Annotated in this window: 12 protein-coding genes and 1 tRNA gene; 3 read left to right on the plus strand and 10 right to left on the minus strand. The window is 64.2% G+C overall.

Features of this window, described 5'->3' with window-relative positions:
• Nucleotides 1-5: 5 nt before the first annotated feature.
• The 10 genes from DAD186_RS10380 to DAD186_RS10430 form a co-directional block, all read right to left on the minus strand.
• The gene (locus DAD186_RS10380) at nucleotides 6-473 is read right to left on the minus strand and encodes a DnaJ family domain-containing protein (RefSeq protein WP_082991205.1); all 468 of its coding nucleotides are present in this window, start codon (nucleotides 471-473) and stop codon (nucleotides 6-8) included.
• 71 nt (nucleotides 474-544) lie between these two features.
• A tRNA-Leu gene (locus DAD186_RS10385) sits at nucleotides 545-628 on the minus strand.
• Between the two features lie 121 nt (nucleotides 629-749).
• A complete protein-coding gene (locus DAD186_RS10390) occupies nucleotides 750-1,622 on the minus strand; it encodes a hypothetical protein (RefSeq protein ID WP_157457144.1) in 873 nt (290 codons plus the stop codon).
• A gap of 170 nt (nucleotides 1,623-1,792) precedes the next feature.
• The gene (locus tag DAD186_RS10400; RefSeq protein ID WP_208854257.1) at nucleotides 1,793-3,160 is read right to left on the minus strand and encodes an amino acid permease; all 1,368 of its coding nucleotides are present in this window, start codon (nucleotides 3,158-3,160) and stop codon (nucleotides 1,793-1,795) included.
• A 209-nt stretch (nucleotides 3,161-3,369) separates the two neighbouring features.
• Nucleotides 3,370-3,840, minus strand: coding sequence for a 50S ribosomal protein L9 (gene rplI / locus DAD186_RS10405; protein ID WP_065248615.1), 471 nt, complete (start codon nucleotides 3,838-3,840; stop codon nucleotides 3,370-3,372).
• Nucleotides 3,841-3,861: 21 nt separating this feature from the next.
• Nucleotides 3,862-4,098, minus strand: a complete 237-nt coding sequence (gene rpsR, locus DAD186_RS10410) for a 30S ribosomal protein S18 (RefSeq protein ID WP_016663507.1) — start codon at nucleotides 4,096-4,098, stop codon at nucleotides 3,862-3,864.
• A gap of 87 nt (nucleotides 4,099-4,185) precedes the next feature.
• Nucleotides 4,186-4,752 (minus strand): single-stranded DNA-binding protein, encoded by a 567-nt coding sequence (locus DAD186_RS10415; RefSeq protein ID WP_065248616.1) that lies wholly within the window; start codon nucleotides 4,750-4,752, stop codon nucleotides 4,186-4,188.
• A gap of 46 nt (nucleotides 4,753-4,798) precedes the next feature.
• Nucleotides 4,799-5,089: a 30S ribosomal protein S6 gene (gene rpsF / locus DAD186_RS10420; RefSeq protein ID WP_016663509.1), complete on the minus strand. Its 291-nt coding sequence runs from the start codon at nucleotides 5,087-5,089 to the stop codon at nucleotides 4,799-4,801.
• Nucleotides 5,090-5,242: 153 nt separating this feature from the next.
• Nucleotides 5,243-7,654 carry a transglycosylase domain-containing protein gene (locus DAD186_RS10425; RefSeq protein ID WP_065248617.1) on the minus strand — a complete coding sequence of 804 codons (2,412 nt, stop codon included), beginning with the start codon at nucleotides 7,652-7,654 and terminating at the stop codon, nucleotides 5,243-5,245.
• Entirely contained in the window at nucleotides 7,651-9,174 is a 1,524-nt protein-coding gene (locus tag DAD186_RS10430) for a CCA tRNA nucleotidyltransferase (protein WP_065248618.1), read from the minus strand. The genes DAD186_RS10425 and DAD186_RS10430 overlap by 4 nt, the downstream gene beginning before the upstream one ends.
• 91 nt (nucleotides 9,175-9,265) lie before the next feature.
• On the opposite strand from DAD186_RS10430, the gene DAD186_RS10435 reads away from it, so the two are divergent.
• From DAD186_RS10435 to DAD186_RS10445, 3 genes are read left to right on the plus strand one after another with little or no spacing between them, the layout of a single operon-like run.
• Entirely contained in the window at nucleotides 9,266-11,710 is a 2,445-nt protein-coding gene (locus tag DAD186_RS10435; RefSeq protein ID WP_065248619.1) for a DUF6049 family protein, read from the plus strand.
• Between the two features lie 16 nt (nucleotides 11,711-11,726).
• Complete coding sequence (locus DAD186_RS10440; protein WP_065248620.1) at nucleotides 11,727-15,776, plus strand: murein biosynthesis integral membrane protein MurJ; 4,050 nt, start codon at nucleotides 11,727-11,729, stop codon at nucleotides 15,774-15,776.
• Nucleotides 15,773-16,321: a hypothetical protein gene (locus DAD186_RS10445; RefSeq protein WP_065248621.1), complete on the plus strand. Its 549-nt coding sequence runs from the start codon at nucleotides 15,773-15,775 to the stop codon at nucleotides 16,319-16,321. Before DAD186_RS10440 ends, DAD186_RS10445 begins: the two co-directional genes overlap by 4 nt.
• The last annotated feature ends 31 nt before the right edge of the window (nucleotides 16,322-16,352 follow it).

Here is a 16,352-nt window from a genome sequence, read left to right on the forward strand (position 1 = left end):
GGCCCTCACAGCTGGCGGAGGCGGTTCCAGCGAGAGACCCAGCCCTCGACATCGACGAGGGGCACGAGAAGCGGAGGTTTCTCGCTTGAGGCGGGCCGCAGCGAAGCGTCACGGACCGCCGCGCTATTTTCGCGGCGCGCCCGAGCGTTGTAGTCCTCGAGGTATTCGCGCACCGCGTCTTCTGATGGGAGCGAGCGAAGAGTATGCGCGAGCATATCGTGTTCCTTGCGCAGCACCACAGCGGCGGGCAGTAGCGCCTCGCGATCGAATTCGCCGGAGGAAATGCGCGATTTAATCCACCAGTCGGGATCGTGCACGTCCGGAAGCTCGAGCTGCGCACCCGCGAGGGGAAGGTTGTCAAAAACGCCGGCAGCGGCGGCCCGATCGGCAGCCGTCGGAATAAATCCCGCTCCTTCCTCCACGGCGCCAAGCCAGGCATTCGTGTGCGGGCGTGCGCCCGGCTCCTCACTCATGGCGCTCGCCCCTCTCGGTCACCGTGTGCGAATACGCGAAAGCCCCTCCCGAAGGAGGGGCCCGCATGGAGTGCGCAAGGGGGGACTTGAACCCCCACGCCCGCAAAGGCACACGGACCTGAACCGTGCGCGTCTACCAATTCCGCCACTTGCGCGAGTACTTCGACACCGGGCGTCAAGGCACACCGAGATCGAAGCGCTCCCTAATATAGCCGCACCGACTCCCGCGCGCGAATCAAGGCACTGGCCTGGTGGGCAACACCACGAGTGTGTACGTCAGCCGTCCGCGGGGGTCGGGAGAACAACGAGCACACCCGATTCCTGCGCGTTGAGGATCGTTGCCGCAATCACGGTCGCCTCGCCCTTGCCCCATTCAGCTTCGAAAGGGCACACCTGCGAATTGCGGCCTTCCGGAATGAACATTTCACCCGTGCATTCGAACTTCGAAACCGGGATCTCGAAGGCCTCCATCGCCTTGAGCGCTTTTTTCGAAACGCTTGCGCCATCAGCCGGTGCGTCAGCCGCCCACATTCCGCCCGCGCCGTAGGCATACACTTCGGTTCCGGTTTCGGTGAACTTCCCGGTAAGCGAGGGGTCGAAGTCTTTCTCGAAACCGACCAGGAGGCCGGTACCTTGCATGCTCGAAAACGTTCCGTACACGTAGGCCTCGGTCGTCTTGTTTTCGCCCTTTACGGTGCAGTGCGTCTTCGGTTTACCGGCCGTGATGTCCACGTCTGAATCGCATTCGACGCTTGCCGAGGCGTCATCGGGAACGACGTCCGTGATCGCCTTGGCGATCACATCCTTCGAGACGGGAAAATCACCGATCTCGGGGTCATCATCGTTCGTGATGTGGGCAACCATGGCAGGGGCCGAAGTGACCTCTCCCCCGGATTCGGCCGAAGGCTTCTCACTCGGCTCGCTGCTCGGCGACTCGCTCGGCTCGGAAGTTTCGGTTTGTTCCTCACTCGCCTCTGAGCTCGGCTCAGCCGTGGGAATCGCGGTGGGGCTTGCCGTCGTGGTTTCCGGGGCGGCACTCGGGGTCTCGCTGGGCTTCGCAACCTCACTGCCCGTGGCGCCGCACGACGCGAGCATGAGCGCTGCGGCAAAGGCGGCTGATGCGCCGCGGAAGGTGGACCTCATCGACATGGATTATCTCCTCTAAGAATCGGCACGAGGGAAGAGCGTGCGGAAACATCTTCCCCCGCCACGCCTCGAAAGTAAAGACTAGGCAAAGTGTGGAGGTTGTGAAGGAAAAGCCGCACGTTCGAGGGGTGGGCGGGTTCCGACGGCTGCCCGACAGCAGCGGTTGTCAGACTCTAGAAAATTGCGCGCGCTTTTTCAGCCTCCGCAAAGCTCGCGTCGATGGCCTCAACGCTAATGCGGTGGCGGAACACGAGCACGTATGCGAGGGAGACAACCGCCACGAAGGGCACGCCCACCATGGCCGCGAGCTGCATGCGCTCAACGGCAAGCACGGTCGAAAACACGAACAGCAGCCCCGCGATACCCACGATTGCCGTCGCGACGCCGCCGGGCATACGGAAAAGCTCGAGGCCGTCACGCGTACGGTGATACACAATGTAGGTCACGAGAATGAGCACCCAGACGATCACCGCCGAAAAAATCACGGTCGACATAATGAGCGGGAACAGCCCACCGATACCCGTCATCGCGAGTACCACGACAAGAAGAATCCCGCACGCGTGCACAATGATGCCGGGAAGCGGGATGCCGCGGCGCGTGGTGCGCTCAAGCACGCGCGGCGCGAGAGAATCCGCGGCAAGCGAGTGGAGGAACCGCGAGCCCGCATACACGTTCGCGTTCGCGGCCGAGAGCGCCGTAATCACGACAATGAGATTGGTGAGGCCCGCTGCCGCGGGGATCCCGAGCTCATGGAACACCATGACAAACGGCGAAAGGCGCACGTCGCCCGAGGCTCCCGAGGCCTCTTTCCACGGCACAAGCGCCACGATAATGCCGATCGCCACGACGTAAAAGAAGCTCAAGCGGACCACGGTGGACTGCGCCGCCGTGCGAATCGATCGCGCGGGGTTCTTCGCCTCGGCCGCCGAGATTGACAGCATCTCGATGCCGCCGAAAGAAAACATCACGAGCGCCATCGACACCCACACGCCCTTGAAGCCGAAGGGCATAAAGCCGCCGTCGTTCATCCAGTTGGAAATACCCGCCGCGGGCGTGCCCGGGAGGCCGAAGAACACGAGGCACAGCCCCACGAGGATGAACACCACGACCGCAATAACTTTGATGCTCGAAAGCCAAAATTCGATCGTGCCGAAACTCTTCACGCTCACGACGTTGATCGCGACCACGATCGCGCCAAGGATGGCGACTCCAGCCCACTGCGGCAAACCGGGTGCCCAAAACTGCAGGTACAGGCTGCACGCGTACAGCTCGGCGGCCGTCACGCCAACTGTCACGATCCAGTAGAGCCACCGCACAAGGTAGCCCCAAAACGGCGAGAGGTAGCGCGCGGCGAGCGTGCCAAATCCCCCCTGGACAGGGTGACGCGAGGCCATCTCGCCCATCGCGAGGGCGATCGTCATAGCGATGGCGGAGCCGATCGCAAAGCTGATGATCACGGCGGGACCGGCCACGGCGATCGCATCTCCGGAACCGAGGAACAATCCGGTACCGAGCGCGGAGCCCATCGCGATCATGGCCATCTGTCGATGCGTGAGTGATCGGGAAAGGTGGCCGTGTTCGTGGGGATCGCTGGCTGTAGACGGGTGTGAGGATGGGGAGGTCATTCCACAAATGTATTCAATTTCTTGGTCGGTTCGGGCGATTGACCGCTTAATGGCAGAAAAAAGCGGCGGGCGCAAAGCCCGCCGCTTCCTCATACGCTCTTACGCGAGCGCTTACGCTATGCCCTTCAGGCGCGCGCACCCTTCGCGGCAACAACCTGGACAACGAGGTTTGCGTAAACCTCTTCGTGCAGGCGCACCGTCACGGTGTACTCGCCGAGCGACTTGATCGGTGCGGTGAACTCGACCTTACGACGGTCGATCTCGCGATCGAATCCAGCCTTGACGGCCTCGGCAACCTCGGCGGCCGTCACGGCGCCGAAGAGACGGCCGTTCTGACCCGCGCGCTCGGCCACAACGACCGGCTTGGTCTGGAGAACGTCGCGGAGGGCCTGGGCGTCCTCGAGCGATGCCACGGCACGCTTCGAGTTCGCGGCAGCCATCTGCTCGAGCTGGCGCTCAGCACCCTTGGTCCACGGCGTGGCGAGGCCACGCGGCAGAAGGTAGTTGCGAGCGTAGCCGGCCTTGACCTCGACGACATCGCCGGGGCCGCCGAGCTTGGAAACCTCATTGGTGAGGATGAGCTTGGTAGTAGCCATGTTTCTCTATCCTTCCTTGGCTCAGCGACCGGAGGTCGAGTAGGGAAGGAGGGCGATCTCGCGGGCGTTCTTGACGGCCTTCGCGATCTTACGCTGCTCCTGGACACTCACGCCGGTCACGCGGCGTGCACGGATCTTTCCGCGATCCGAAATGAACTTACGCAGAACTGCGGGGTCCTTGTAATCGATGTTCTCGATACCGGCGCTCTTAAGCGGGTTCTGCTTCTTCTTGGGCTTACGAAGCTCTGGCTTCGCCATCGTGGTGCTCCTTTGAGTGAGGGGAGCCCGGGCTTTCGACCCGGGATGGAATGGATATTTTCAAAGATGTATGCCGAGTGGTGCGGTTTAGAAGGGCGGGGGCTCTTCGGCGCCGCCGTTGCTCCAGGGGTCAACATCGGCGGGGTTCTGGCCGCCCTGCGGCCCTCCCTGGTTGCCACCGCGGTTGCCGCCGTAGCCTCCCTGGTTGGAGTAGCCGCCCTGGCCGCCACCGTAGTTGCCGCCACCATTATTTCCACCGTTGAAGCCGCCACCGAAGTTGCCGCCGCCGCGCTGAGTGCGGGTCGGCTTCGCGGTCGCGTAGCGGAGCGAAGGACCGATCTCGTCAACCTGGAGTTCGATCGAGGTGCGGTTGTTGCCTTCGCGGTCGGTGTACGAGCGCTGCTGGAGGCGGCCCTGAACGATCACGCGGGTGCCCTTCGCGAGGGACTCGGCGACGTTCTCGGCTGCATCGCGCCAGATGGAGCAGCGCAGGAAGAGAGCCTCGCCGTCTTTCCATTCGCCCGACTGGCGGTCGAACGTGCGGGGGGTCGACGCGACGGTGAACGACGCGACGGGAATGCCCGAGTTCGTAAAGCGCAGCTCGGGATCGGCGGTCAGGTTTCCGACGACGGTGATGACGGTATCGTTCGCCATGACTCTCCTTCAGCTGGTGGTGCGGTGTGGCGTGTAAACGAGGTTTTTACTTCTCGTCGACGCGCATGAGCTTCGTGCGCAGAACGGACTCGTTGAGGCCGAGCTGGCGGTCGAGCTCCTTGGCGGTCTCGGGCTTCGAGGTGAAGTTAAGAACGACGTAGATGCCTTCCTGCTTCTTGTCGATCTCGTAGGCGAACTTGCGCTTGCCCCACACGTCGGTGTTGTCGACGGTGCCGCCCTCAGCAGGAACAACCTTGATGAGCTTCTCAAAAGTGGTGTCCACGGTACGCTCGTCGATCGACGGGTCCAGGATCACGACCATTTCGTACTTACGCATGTGTAAATCCCCACCTCCTGTGGTCTATCGCGGCCACGGTCCTTCCGTGGCAGGAGGGTCATGCATGTGCCTGCGGTTTTCCACAGACTTCCCAAGTCTAGCGGCTCGGCCGGGTTCGGGGAAGGGGGTCCGACGGTGGCCTGGACCTCACCGCTACCGAGGTTCTTTCGGCGTCGCAGTCGGTTCGACCGGTTTGTCGTTGCCGCGCGTCGGCTGCATCTTCGGTGTCTTCGGCTTTTCGCTCGGTTCGGGCTCGGGCTCGGGCTTGGGCTTCTCGGGCTTCGACGATGGCGTGGGCTGCTCGCTCGGCTCGGGCGCTGGCTCGGGCGCTTCTTCCGAAGGCTCCTCGGTTGCGGGCGGTTCCTCACTCGGCTGTTCCGACGGCTGCGCAGGAGCCTCAGGCTGCGTGGTCCTGCGCGGCGCGTGCGTCCGCTTTTTCCTCTTCCGTTTCTTCTTGCCCTCGGAGTCGACTTCGCCTGGGAAGTCGAGTTCGTCCTGCCCGTCGAGGGCGCTCGTCATGATGTCGGCGAAGATGCTCGCGGGCGCGCCGCCGCCGGTCATGTCCTCCCACGGGCCGAACGGGGTGAGCGGTTCTTCAGTGCGGCCGTCGGCACTTGGCTGGAACATCCCCACCGCGGTCACGAGCTGCGGGGTGTAACCCACGAAGAGCGCCGAGCGGAACGAGCTGGACGTGCCCGTCTTACCCGCGACCGGTCGGCCGTCCATTTTTCTCGCAACGACCTTCGCCGATCCGCGCGAGCTCGTGGGTTCCTGAAGGGCTACGGTCGCGTTGATGGCCGTGGATTCCTTGAGAACTCTCTCGCCGTCATCCTTATAGGCGTACTTGCTCGAACCGTCAGCGTTGGTCACTTTTTCGACGATGTGCGGAGTGCGTTTGATGCCTCCGGAGGCGATCGTCGAGTAGGCGTTGGCGAGCTCAAGCATCGTGGATGAAGCAGAGCCGAGAACGTTGCTGGGGCTGTCGTCGAGGCCGGGCGTCTTCTCGGAAAGCCCCATCTTGATGGCCGCATCGCGCGTCTTTTCGGCGCCCATGTCGACGTTGAGTGCCGCATAGGGCGTGTTGTAGGAGTGCCGCGTCGCAGTCAGAAGATCGACCGTGCCGCGGGAGGCGTTGTTGAAGTTCTTGACCGTCCACCCCTTGAACGTCCTAGGTGAGGAGGCATCCCAGTTGGAGTGGAGGCTGTAGCCCTCCTCGAGCGCCGCGACAAGCGTGAACGCTTTGAACGTTGAACCGGCCTGCATGCGCGACTGGGTAGCGTCGTTACGCTGCTGCTTGAGGTAGTCCTCGCCGCCGTAGAGCGCCCGGATCGCGCCGGTTGACGGGTCGATGCTCACGGTTCCCACGTGGTTGTTCTCGGGGCGGTCCTCGGGGAGGTTTGCGATCACTTCGACGGTCGAGTCTTGCGTGTGCTTGTCGATCGTCGAAACGATCGTGTAGCCGCCCGTGTCGATGTCGTCCTCGTCAAAGCCTCGCGCCTCGAGTTCCTTGCGCACCGCCATCATGAGGTAGCCGTTTGTGCCGCGCAAGGAGCTTTGACGTTTGTATTCGATCGTCTCGGGGAAGCTGAGCTTGTCGGCCTCCTCCTTCGTGAGCGTGGCCGTCTCATTGACCTCGCGATCGATCACACGCTGCCACAGGGCCTTCGCTTTTTCGGGGTTCTTCGCGGGGTCGTAGGCACTGGGCGCAGGAATAACGGCCACGAGGAGCGCGGCCTCGGCATCATCGAGTTCACTCGCGCTCTTGCCGAAGTAGGCCTGTGCCGCTTCTTCAATGCCGTACGCGGAGCGCCCGAAGTAGATCGTGTTGAGGTAGCGCGAAAGGATCTCGTTCTTGTCGAGCTCCTGGTCGATTTTGACGGCCATGATCATTTCGCGCACCTTGCCGGTATACGACGTGACCTTGCCCGTGTAGTAGTTCTCGACGTACTGCTGGGTGATCGTCGAAGCCCCCTGGCGGGAGCCGCCTGAAAGGTTGTTCACGAGGGCGCGCACGATACCCTTCGGCGAAATGCCGCGGTTCTCGTAAAACGTGGAGTCCTCGGAGGCGACGACAGCCTCCTTGACGTTGTCGGGGATCTCGTCGGCGGGCAGAATCGTGCGATTGAGGTCGCTGAACTCGCCGAGGAGAGTCTTTCCGTCCGAGTAGTAGACCCGGGTCGTTTGGGCGACCGCGATATCGGTGGGCTCGGGAACATCAGTCGTGGCATACAGCCACGCGCCGAAGCCGATGCCGGCGAAAAAGAGCAGCACAAAAACGGCGGAAAGGAGTCGCCACGATGGCCACCAGCGCCAAAACCCCTCCCTGCCCGCGCGGGGATAATTGAGGAGGTTCGTGGGTTTGGGCTTGTTCTTAGCCCTGCGATTACCTCGTGGCGTTGACGACGGTGCGTCAGAGGGACGGCCGGGAGTGCGCGTCGTTGTTTCGGGGCGCGGCTTTGTGCGGCTGCGGCTTAAACTCGCCGCCGCGGGGGTCGTCGCCGCGCGTGCGGCACGCTTCCCACTCGAGCGTGTACGGCTTGTCCCCTTCGGCGTCTTATCGCTCACTTCGAGTTTCCTCTCGTCGCGGAGGCGCTGTCGTGCGCCCCATTATGCGCCCACCATTCCTGAAGGCGCTTGGAGGCCTCCTCCTCGCCGAGCGGCCCCTCCTCCATGCGAAGCTCAAGAAGGTAGGCGTAAGCCTTTCCCACGGCTGGCCCCGGCTCGAGCCCCAAGATCTGCATGATTGCGCGGCCGTCCAGATCAGGCCGGATTTTCGAGATCTCTTCCTGCTCGGCAAGCTCAGCAATACGCTTTTCGAGATCGTCGTAGGCTTCACGGAGGCGCTGGGCCTTGCGTTTATTGCGGGTCGTGCAATCGGCACGCGTGAGGCGGTGGAGGCGCTCCAGCTGGTCTCCCGCGTCGGTCACGTAACGGCGCACCGCAGAGTCCGTCCACTCTGAGTCAGAGTAACCGTGGAACCGAAGGTGCAGTTCGATCAGGTGGGCAACCGCTTTCGTCGTCTCCTTATCGAACTTGAGGGCCTTCATGCGAGCCTTCGCCATGCGCGCACCCACCACCTCGTGGAAACGGAACGTCACGACCCCGCCCTCTTCGTAGCGGCGTGTATTGGGCTTCGCGCAATCGTGCATGAGGGCGGCAAAGCGCAAGATGAAATCGGGGCCGGGCACCGGTCCTTCGGGGCCCGTTTCAAGGTCAATCGCCTGCTCAAGCACCGTGAGCGAGTGCGTATAGACGTCCTTGTGCCTGTGGTGCTCGTCGATTTCGAGCCGCATCGCGGGCAGTTCGGGAAGGACGATCTCGGCGAGACCAAGGTCGACCATTTGCTCGAGGGCGCTCCTCGGGTGGTCGCCGAGCATGAGCTTCACGAGCTCATCGCGCACGCGCTCAGCGCTCACGATCGTGAGGCGCTCGGCGAGTGCCCCGATCGCGCGCGCGGTGCCCTCCTCGATGTCGAAACCAAGGGTGGAGGCAAAGCGGACGGCGCGCATCATGCGCAGCGGGTCGTCGCTGAAGGACTGCTCGGGGGCGACGGGTGTGCGAAGAAGCCCCGCGGCGAGATCCTCGAGACCGCCGAATGGGTCAATGAACTCGAGCGAAGGAAGGCGCACCGCCATCGCGTTCACGGTGAAGTCGCGGCGGGAAAGGTCGCCGTCAATCGTGTCGCCGTATGCGACTTGAGGCTTGCGCGACTTCGGATCGTACTCCTCGGTGCGGTACGTCGTGATTTCCACCTTCACGCCATCGAGCTGCGCGCCGAGCGTGCCAAACTCGCGGCCCATGTCCCAGATCGCGCCGCGCTTACCTACCCATGTGCGAAGGATGCGCTCGGTCTCATCAGGCCTCGCCGACGTCGTGAAGTCGAGGTCATCGCTACTGCGCCCAAGAAGGGCATCGCGCACGGGCCCGCCCACAAGAGCGAGCTCCTGACCAGCCCCCTCAAACATTTCGCCAAGCTCATGGACGGAGGCTGGAAGCGCCCGAAACATGCTCTGCGCGCGGGTGCGAACGGTGTCAATCCCGATGCGCTCCACCCGGCGCGTGTCGCCATTAGTCACGTACGTCATTCCTCACCTTGGTTTGTGATGTGCAAATCGCTGCGCGCACGCAGCCCGTGTTTGGCACGCGGCACGAAGGCACGCCCTCTACAGTGGTTCCATGCTTCGATCCGTGACGCGGCGCGCCTTACGCGCCCTCCTCGTCATGGTCGCACTGTATTCGATTCTGTGTGCGGCTCTTGCGCCCGTTGGCGCTTTCGTCCGATCGGGCTCCGCAGCCTACCAGTCTACCGGCCAGAAACCGCCCGCACATGTGGCACTGACCGCACCTGGGCTACCGTCGGAACCCGCACCTACCCCCGGGCCAGCCCCGGTAGCCGATACCCCGCTCACGCTGGACCTTCTTTCGCTTACGCCCGCTGCGGTAAGACCCGGCGATACGCTCGAGGCCCGCGTGAGCATCACCAACACAACGGATGCGCCGCTCGAGAATGTGGCCCTCCAGCTCTCGAGCTTGACCTCACGCATCACCGATCGCACACTCGCCGATGAATGGTCGGCAACTGACCCGGCACAGACGTCCCGCCGCGGGACAGTACGCGGAACCTCGGCTGCGCGCACCCTCGCACCAGGCGAAACCGCCGAGTTCACGGTGCGAATCCCCGCCGACACTCTCGGCTACTCACGCGACGAGTCGCTATGGGGCCCGCGCCGCGTGGCTCTCACGGCCGTCACGGGAGCCACCACGGCGCCCGATGCCGAAGATTCCTCCGCAAACGCCACCCCGGTCGCGACGCTTCGCACGTTCCTCGTGTGGCAGCCAGCTGACCACACGCCGAGTGTTTCCCTCGCCTATCTCGCGCCCCTCGCCTCCACCGACCCCGCACTCGTGGCGACCAACCCGGAGGCTTTCGAAAAAGATGTGCGCGAGGGTGCCTTCGCCGCCCAGTGGGAGATTGCCCAACGCGACGACGTGAGCTGGTGGCTCGACCCCTCCATGCTCGCGGAGCTCAAGGTGCCCGAAGGTATGAGCACCGTCGAGGAAGCCCGTTTGAGTCTTGAGGCGAAAACCTCCACGCCATCGCCGAGCGCGAGCCCGGCAACGCCCACGGCGCCCCCGGCTTCGGATGCGGGCGGCGCCAAGGAAACCCCGAGCACGCCCGCCACCGCTCGCGCCGCAGGCACACCGTGGGGGCCGAATTCTGCGTGGGACGAGCGCCGCTCCTCGCTCATAGACGCGGCTAGAACACACGACGTGACACTCGCCCCCTTTGCCCTCGCAAGCCCCGCAACAGCCCGCTCGACCACCCGGCTTCTCGAGAACGAAGCCGCTTCAGCCACACAAAGCGCGGGCCTCGCGGCCGCCCCCACCCTGATGCGCGTAGAGTCCGGGGCTGTCACCGCGAAAGCCGTACGCTCCTCGGGAGCACAGACCGCTCTCGTGCCCGCCGAATCCTTCTATTCATCCCTGAGCCCAAGCGTCACCCCGAGTGGGTACGCGCAGATCGAGGATGGCGACAAACCGGCAACACCGCTCCTCGGCTACGACACGCGGCTCACGCGCCTTTCGGAGCGGCTTGCCGATCACAACGATCCCGAACTGTCCATTCAGCGGGCACTCGCGGATACGGCACTCCTCGCGGGCGAGCCAGCGTCGGCCCCCCGCACCATTCTGCTTGCCCCTTCCCCTACCTCCCGACTCAACCCCGCACGCACCTCCCGCATGCTCGATGCCCTTGGCGCCGCACCGTGGGTCACGCACGCGAGCGCCTCCACCCTCGTCAAAGCGGCAAAGGCAGGAGAAGGCACCACGTCGATCAGCGGCGAGAGTGGGAACTATTGGGTGGGCAAGGTGAATAAGCTCCACGCCATCGGTGAGAAGTCCGACGCCAGCCCCGCCCGCATCGATCCCGAAGCCCAAAAGGTGCCGGCCGGCGCAAGCAAAAGGGTCGAAAAGAGCCTCACGAAGTTGGGCGACGTGCGCGCCGTACTCGAGGATCCGAGCTACCTTTATGCGGCGATCTTGCTCGCGGCTTCGGGCGTGAATACCCCACTTTTCGAGGATCCTCACGCTCACGTCACGCGACTTGCACACCTCAACACGGTCACCGAAGCGAACGCGAAGCGCATTTCATTGACACTCGCGGGAACCTACAATCTCGTCTCGAACGAGGCCTCGATCCCCTATACCGTTCACAACGGCTTTTCCACACCCGTGACGCTCAACCCGTCGGTCACATTTTCCCAACGGATCGCAAAGGCTGGCGCTACGCTCGAGCCCGTCACGCTTCCGGCGCTCACCACGGGCGATAACGCGATCCCCGTCGAGGCCGTGCGCAGCGGCAGCGGCTCGTTCACGGTGATGATTACGAACGGCAACGACGTGGTCCTCGATTCGCGCGAGAGCCAACTGAGCGTCAACCCCGAGTGGGAGAACTGGACGACCCTCATCGCGATGGTGCTTCTCGCCGCGCTCGTGATTACGGGCGTGGTCCGCGCCGGCCGCACAAAATCTGATGCGCGAAGCCCGGCACTCACCGAGCCGGAAGACCTCGCGAGCGTCGACCACCCCGATGCGCCCCCTCACACACGTGTAGAACACTAAGGACACCACCCGAATCATGAACAACTCGAGCAGTTCTTCTGCGCGCGGCAAGGCCATGCGCGCGAGCGCAATCATGGCGGTCGCATCGGCATCAACGCGTCTTTTGGGCTTCGTGCGCACCTTCCTGCTCGGGATGGTGCTCGGCGGCTCCGCATCGATCGCCGCAAACGCGTATTCGGCGGCGCAGATTCTGCCAAACTCCCTGTGGATCCTCATCGGCGGTGGCACTCTCAACGCGATTCTCGTGCCGGCAGTCGTGCGTGCGGCGAAGCTTCCGGATAAGGGCGAGGATTTCTGCTCGCGCCTGTTCACGCTGTTCTTCGTTGTCGCGGTGGGGATCACGACGCTCTGCACGCTCGCCGTCCCGTTCCTCACGATCGTCGCGAACTCCAAGCTTGACCCAGGCACGCTTCAGGCCGCGACCGTTCTCGGCTATTTCATGATGCCGCAGATGATCTTCTCGTGTATCTACATCATGTTCGGGCAGATCCTCAATGCGCACGAAAGCTTCGGGCCTTTCACGTGGGCACCGGCGCTCAACAACCTCATGAATATCGCGGGATCGATTCTGTTCCTCGTTCTCTGGGGGGCCCAGCCCGATGGCACGCAGTGGACGTGGGGCATGCTGCTCGTTCTCGCCTTCTCCCAGGTGGGAGGCAGCGCCGCGCAGGCTCTCCTCGTGTGGGCGTGGACGCTGAAGATCGGCCTCAAGATCAGGTTCAAGTGGGGTTTTCGCGGGCTCGGCCTGCGCAAGCTCGGAACGATGGGGCTGTGGACGTTCGCGATGATGGTCGTCGGCCAGGTCGCGGTGTTTGCACGTCGCTGGTCCACGGGCGGCGCCGTGTCGGCTGTGGAGCAGGCGCAGGCGAGCGGAGCCGGCGCCAACCGAGAGCTTTTCCCCGCTCTCGCGGCCCTCGACTGGTCGTACACCGTTTTCATGCTTCCACAGGGCATCATTGCCGTTTCCCTCGTGACGAGCATCTTCCCGCGCATGTCGAAGCGGGTCAACGAACGCGACCACCTCGGGGCCTATCGCACCTATTCCTCGATGAACAGGATTCTGTTCGTCCCGATGACCCTCGCGACGGTTGTGCTCATCGTGCTCGCGGCACCGATCATGTGGGTCGTCGTGGGCGGCACGTCCCCCGTTGGGGCGGGCGCCAACGGTCTCGTGCTCATCGGATACACCCTGGGACTGCCAGCCTTCGCCGCGACGTATCTCGTCACGCGCTACTTCTACGCCTACGAGGACACGCGCACCGCCTTTATGATGCGCGTGCCGCCCACGGTGCTCTCGCTTCTCGCGATCCCCGTGATCCTCCTCTGGGTCGATCCGCGCTATGCCGCGGCTGCGGGCGCCTTCGCAAGTTCGATCGGCCTTGCGATCGGGTGGCTCGAAGGTGTGTGGCACATGCGTCGCAACCTCGCCCGCCAAGGCGTGGATATGAGCCAGGTGAATTCTCTCGGCACCATTTCCACGATCGCGCGCCTTTTCGTGGCCGGCGCAATTTCGGCGATGGCGGGCTGGGGGCTCCTCGCACTCTTTGGCGATTTCACGTGGCGAGGGCGCATTATCGCGATCATCGTGGGCGTGGTTGTCGCGGCAGTGATGACCGGAGTATTCGCGCTCGTCGCGTGGATGCTCCGCGTGTCGGAGATTCGCGAGGCCGCGACCATGATCAGCTCTCGACTCTTGCGCAAACGCCGAGGCGGGGAGCCGGCAAAGAAGGCACCCGCTGCGGTGGAAGAAACCTCGAGCGAGGCCGAAGAGCCCCGCTACGATGGTCAAGCATCGGATCGAACCACTCGAGCGAACCAAAGGATCACAGTGACAGAAATCCGCAGCCTTGAGGAACTCTTCTCCTCTCTCTCACTGAGCCCCGCCCTCGAGGAAAAGGAAAGCGTGGGCTCTGACCGCTTGCCTACGTCCTCAACCGAAGGGGCGTCGTGGCACCGCGGCGTGGACGAAAACGGCGAGCCGATTCTCGTGTTCGTCGTTCGCGGTGAATTTGCCGCCGATGTCCTCGATGCCGCACGCCGCGTGTCACTCGTGAACGTTCCGGGGCTTGAAGCCGTTCGCGACGTGCTCGAGTCGCACGAAGGCGAAACGAACGTCACGGCGGTCATCTACACCGACCCGAACCTGCCCACGCTCGCCGACCTCACGCGCGAGGGTGCGCTACGCGCGGAAACCGCCCGCACGATCGCTGGTCGCGTGACGGCAACCCTCCAGGAGGCCCGCAGCAAGGGCATCCGGCACCACCATCTCGATGAGGACCGCGTCTTCGTTGACCTCGAACACGATCAGGTGACAGTCCTCGGAGCGGGTATCGAGGATGCGGGCGACGAGGGCCTCTTGCACCTCACGGAGCCCTTCACGCTCAGCCCGGATGTGCGTGCGGTGGGGCGGATTCTCTACGTGGGGCTCGCGGGGCGCGGGCCGGAATTTTTCGGTTCCGACGCTTCCTTCGACCCGTCGACGACATCTCCGCGCACGGTGCCATCCGATCTAGGAACGCTTACCGCCACCCTTCTCACGCCGCTCACACCGAACGCGCCCGCGGACGGCCCTCGCCCGATGACGATCGAAGACGTGCACGAGGAGCTCTCGCCATGGCAGTCACTCCCCGTGACCCTCGAGGCGTACGATCCTGAGCAGCACGCCGGTGCGCCGGTACCGCTTGCGGAGCGAAACACCTCCGCTCCCGTCGTCGCGGGTCCATTCGAGCACCGGGAGCAGCTCAACGCGCAAGAGTCGGGGAGCACCGATGAAGCATCGGCCGATGACGCAACCGTCGAAAGCTCTTCTCCCGTCGAAGCCGACCGCGGCGACAGCGAAGCCCGGGCCGAGGCATCGGAGGCCGAAGAGGCACACGACGAAGCCGACGCTCCCCTCACGGGAGAAGCTGAGACCACCGATAAGCCCGTTGCGGAGGCCGACAAGCCGTGGTCCGAAGTGATCGATGCGCCGAAGGCACCGTCGGCGGCACACATGTTCCCGGGGCACATCGATGCCGATGCCCACCACGCCCCCGCGGCACTCACCGAAGAAGAGCCCACGGCGCCGGTCGCACCCCCGGTGCCTCCCGCACCCGCCCCCATTCCCGTTGCGGGTCGCGAGGAGTCCCTCGCCGAATCGCCGCGCACGCCGAACACGAACGATGACGCACACGAAGCGCCCGGCCGCCCCGTCGTTGCGCCGCCCTCGGCGGTCCAGCACTCGGCTCCCCGCGTGCGCCAGACGGCGCCCGATGCCGGAGTTGTCATCCCCGTGCAGGGGCGCGAAGCGAGCGCACTCGACCCGCACGCGCCTGCGCCTCACAGCCAGCAGCACTCCTCGGCATTCCGCGACGTTATGGACATCGCCCTCGCTTCCGATACGGCAGGAAGCAGCTCCGCAGCCGAAGGCAACGTGTCCCGCTCCACGACCGCGCGGATCATCCTCGTCGCCGCCCTGCTCGCCGTGATCCTCGGCCTCGTGTGGGCCATCACCTCAGTGACGTCAGTGGGCCGGCACGACCGAGATGTGGCAACGAACCCGACCACGCAGGCGTCGGAAGAAAAGGCCCCCGAAAAAACCGAAGCCCCTAAGGAAGAGCCCAGCGAGAAACCCACCGAGGCGCCCAAACCCCTGGCGCCGCTCAACCAGGTGAGCGTGGTGTACCCGCCCGATCCGGCGAAAGCCGATAAACCCGAAGACGCGGGGCGCATGCTCGACGGTGACCCGGGTACCGTGTGGAAAACCCAGCGGTACGCGAGCGCCGAGTACGGCCACCTGCGCGAGGGCATGGGCGTCAAGCTCGACCTCGGCGACGGCGAAGTCAAAAACGTTCGCGTTACGCCCGGCGCCCAGCAGGGCGGCACGATCGAGCTGCGCACCCTCACCGAGGACGGCCAGATCGGCGACGTGCTCGCCTCCGGTGAGGTCGCCCCCGGCGAGGACCTCACGCTCACGCCCGAAAAGCCCGTGGACGCGCGCTCGCTCGTGCTGTGGGCGCCCAACCTCGGCGCTGTCGACGGTGGATTCCGGCTCGAGATCGCCGAAGTGAAGGTCAATCAAGAATGACCCCCATTCGCCGTGCGTCGCGTAGCACCCACCGTGCGCGCGGTGAAAAGCGAAGCTGGACCGGCTTCCCACCGGGGGTGTTCGCCGGCTTCCTCGCTGCGACGATTCTTCTTGGCATCATGTTGTCGTGGGCGCTCAACCTGAGTGTCGAAATGGACGCCCCAGCAACCCAGAATGTCGCCGATTCCAACCCGGCACCTGGAACCGACAACTCCGGCCTCCCCGTTCTCACCGAGTACACGATTGGGGCCGAGGTGCAGAATCTCCTCGACACGGGGAGCTTGCAAACCCCCGCAACCTTCGACGTCACGGAGTGCCTGAAGTCCCTCTCCTCGAACGAATCCGTGCTTATGCTCGAGCAGGTTTCGTGGGGCGGCGACGAAAATGCGTGGCTCCTCGTTCTCGATGAGCACAACCTCACGCAAGTGCGCCGTGAAGGCGGGGAAGTTTCGGCAACGGTTGTGCGTTCCACGTGCGGGAGGGATGCCGACGGCGCCTCCGCGCCCCTGTTTTCCGCACGGGTGCTCGTGGATCCGAAGAGCTGACCGTGAAACTCAGCCTTCACCCCTACCCTTG

This window comes from Dermabacter vaginalis, from assembly GCF_001678905.1.
GTDB lineage: Bacteria > Actinomycetota > Actinomycetes > Actinomycetales > Dermabacteraceae > Dermabacter > Dermabacter vaginalis.

Coding starts and splice junctions, on each gene's coding strand:
- DAD186_RS10380 (WP_082991205.1), bottom strand. CDS start 473: ATGAGTGAGGAGCCGGGCGCACGCCCGCACACGAATGCCTGGCTTGGC.
- DAD186_RS10390 (WP_157457144.1), bottom strand. CDS start 1,622: ATGTCGATGAGGTCCACCTTCCGCGGCGCATCAGCCGCCTTTGCCGCA.
- DAD186_RS10400 (WP_208854257.1), bottom strand. CDS start 3,160: ATGGCCATGATCGCGATGGGCTCCGCGCTCGGTACCGGATTGTTCCTC.
- rplI (WP_065248615.1), bottom strand. CDS start 3,840: ATGGCTACTACCAAGCTCATCCTCACCAATGAGGTTTCCAAGCTCGGC.
- rpsR (WP_016663507.1), bottom strand. CDS start 4,098: ATGGCGAAGCCAGAGCTTCGTAAGCCCAAGAAGAAGCAGAACCCGCTT.
- DAD186_RS10415 (WP_065248616.1), bottom strand. CDS start 4,752: ATGGCGAACGATACCGTCATCACCGTCGTCGGAAACCTGACCGCCGAT.
- rpsF (WP_016663509.1), bottom strand. CDS start 5,089: ATGCGTAAGTACGAAATGGTCGTGATCCTGGACCCGTCGATCGACGAG.
- DAD186_RS10430 (WP_065248618.1), bottom strand. CDS start 9,174: ATGACGTACGTGACTAATGGCGACACGCGCCGGGTGGAGCGCATCGGG.
- DAD186_RS10435 (WP_065248619.1), top strand. CDS start 9,266: ATGCTTCGATCCGTGACGCGGCGCGCCTTACGCGCCCTCCTCGTCATG.
- DAD186_RS10440 (WP_065248620.1), top strand. CDS start 11,727: ATGAACAACTCGAGCAGTTCTTCTGCGCGCGGCAAGGCCATGCGCGCG.
- DAD186_RS10445 (WP_065248621.1), top strand. CDS start 15,773: ATGACCCCCATTCGCCGTGCGTCGCGTAGCACCCACCGTGCGCGCGGT.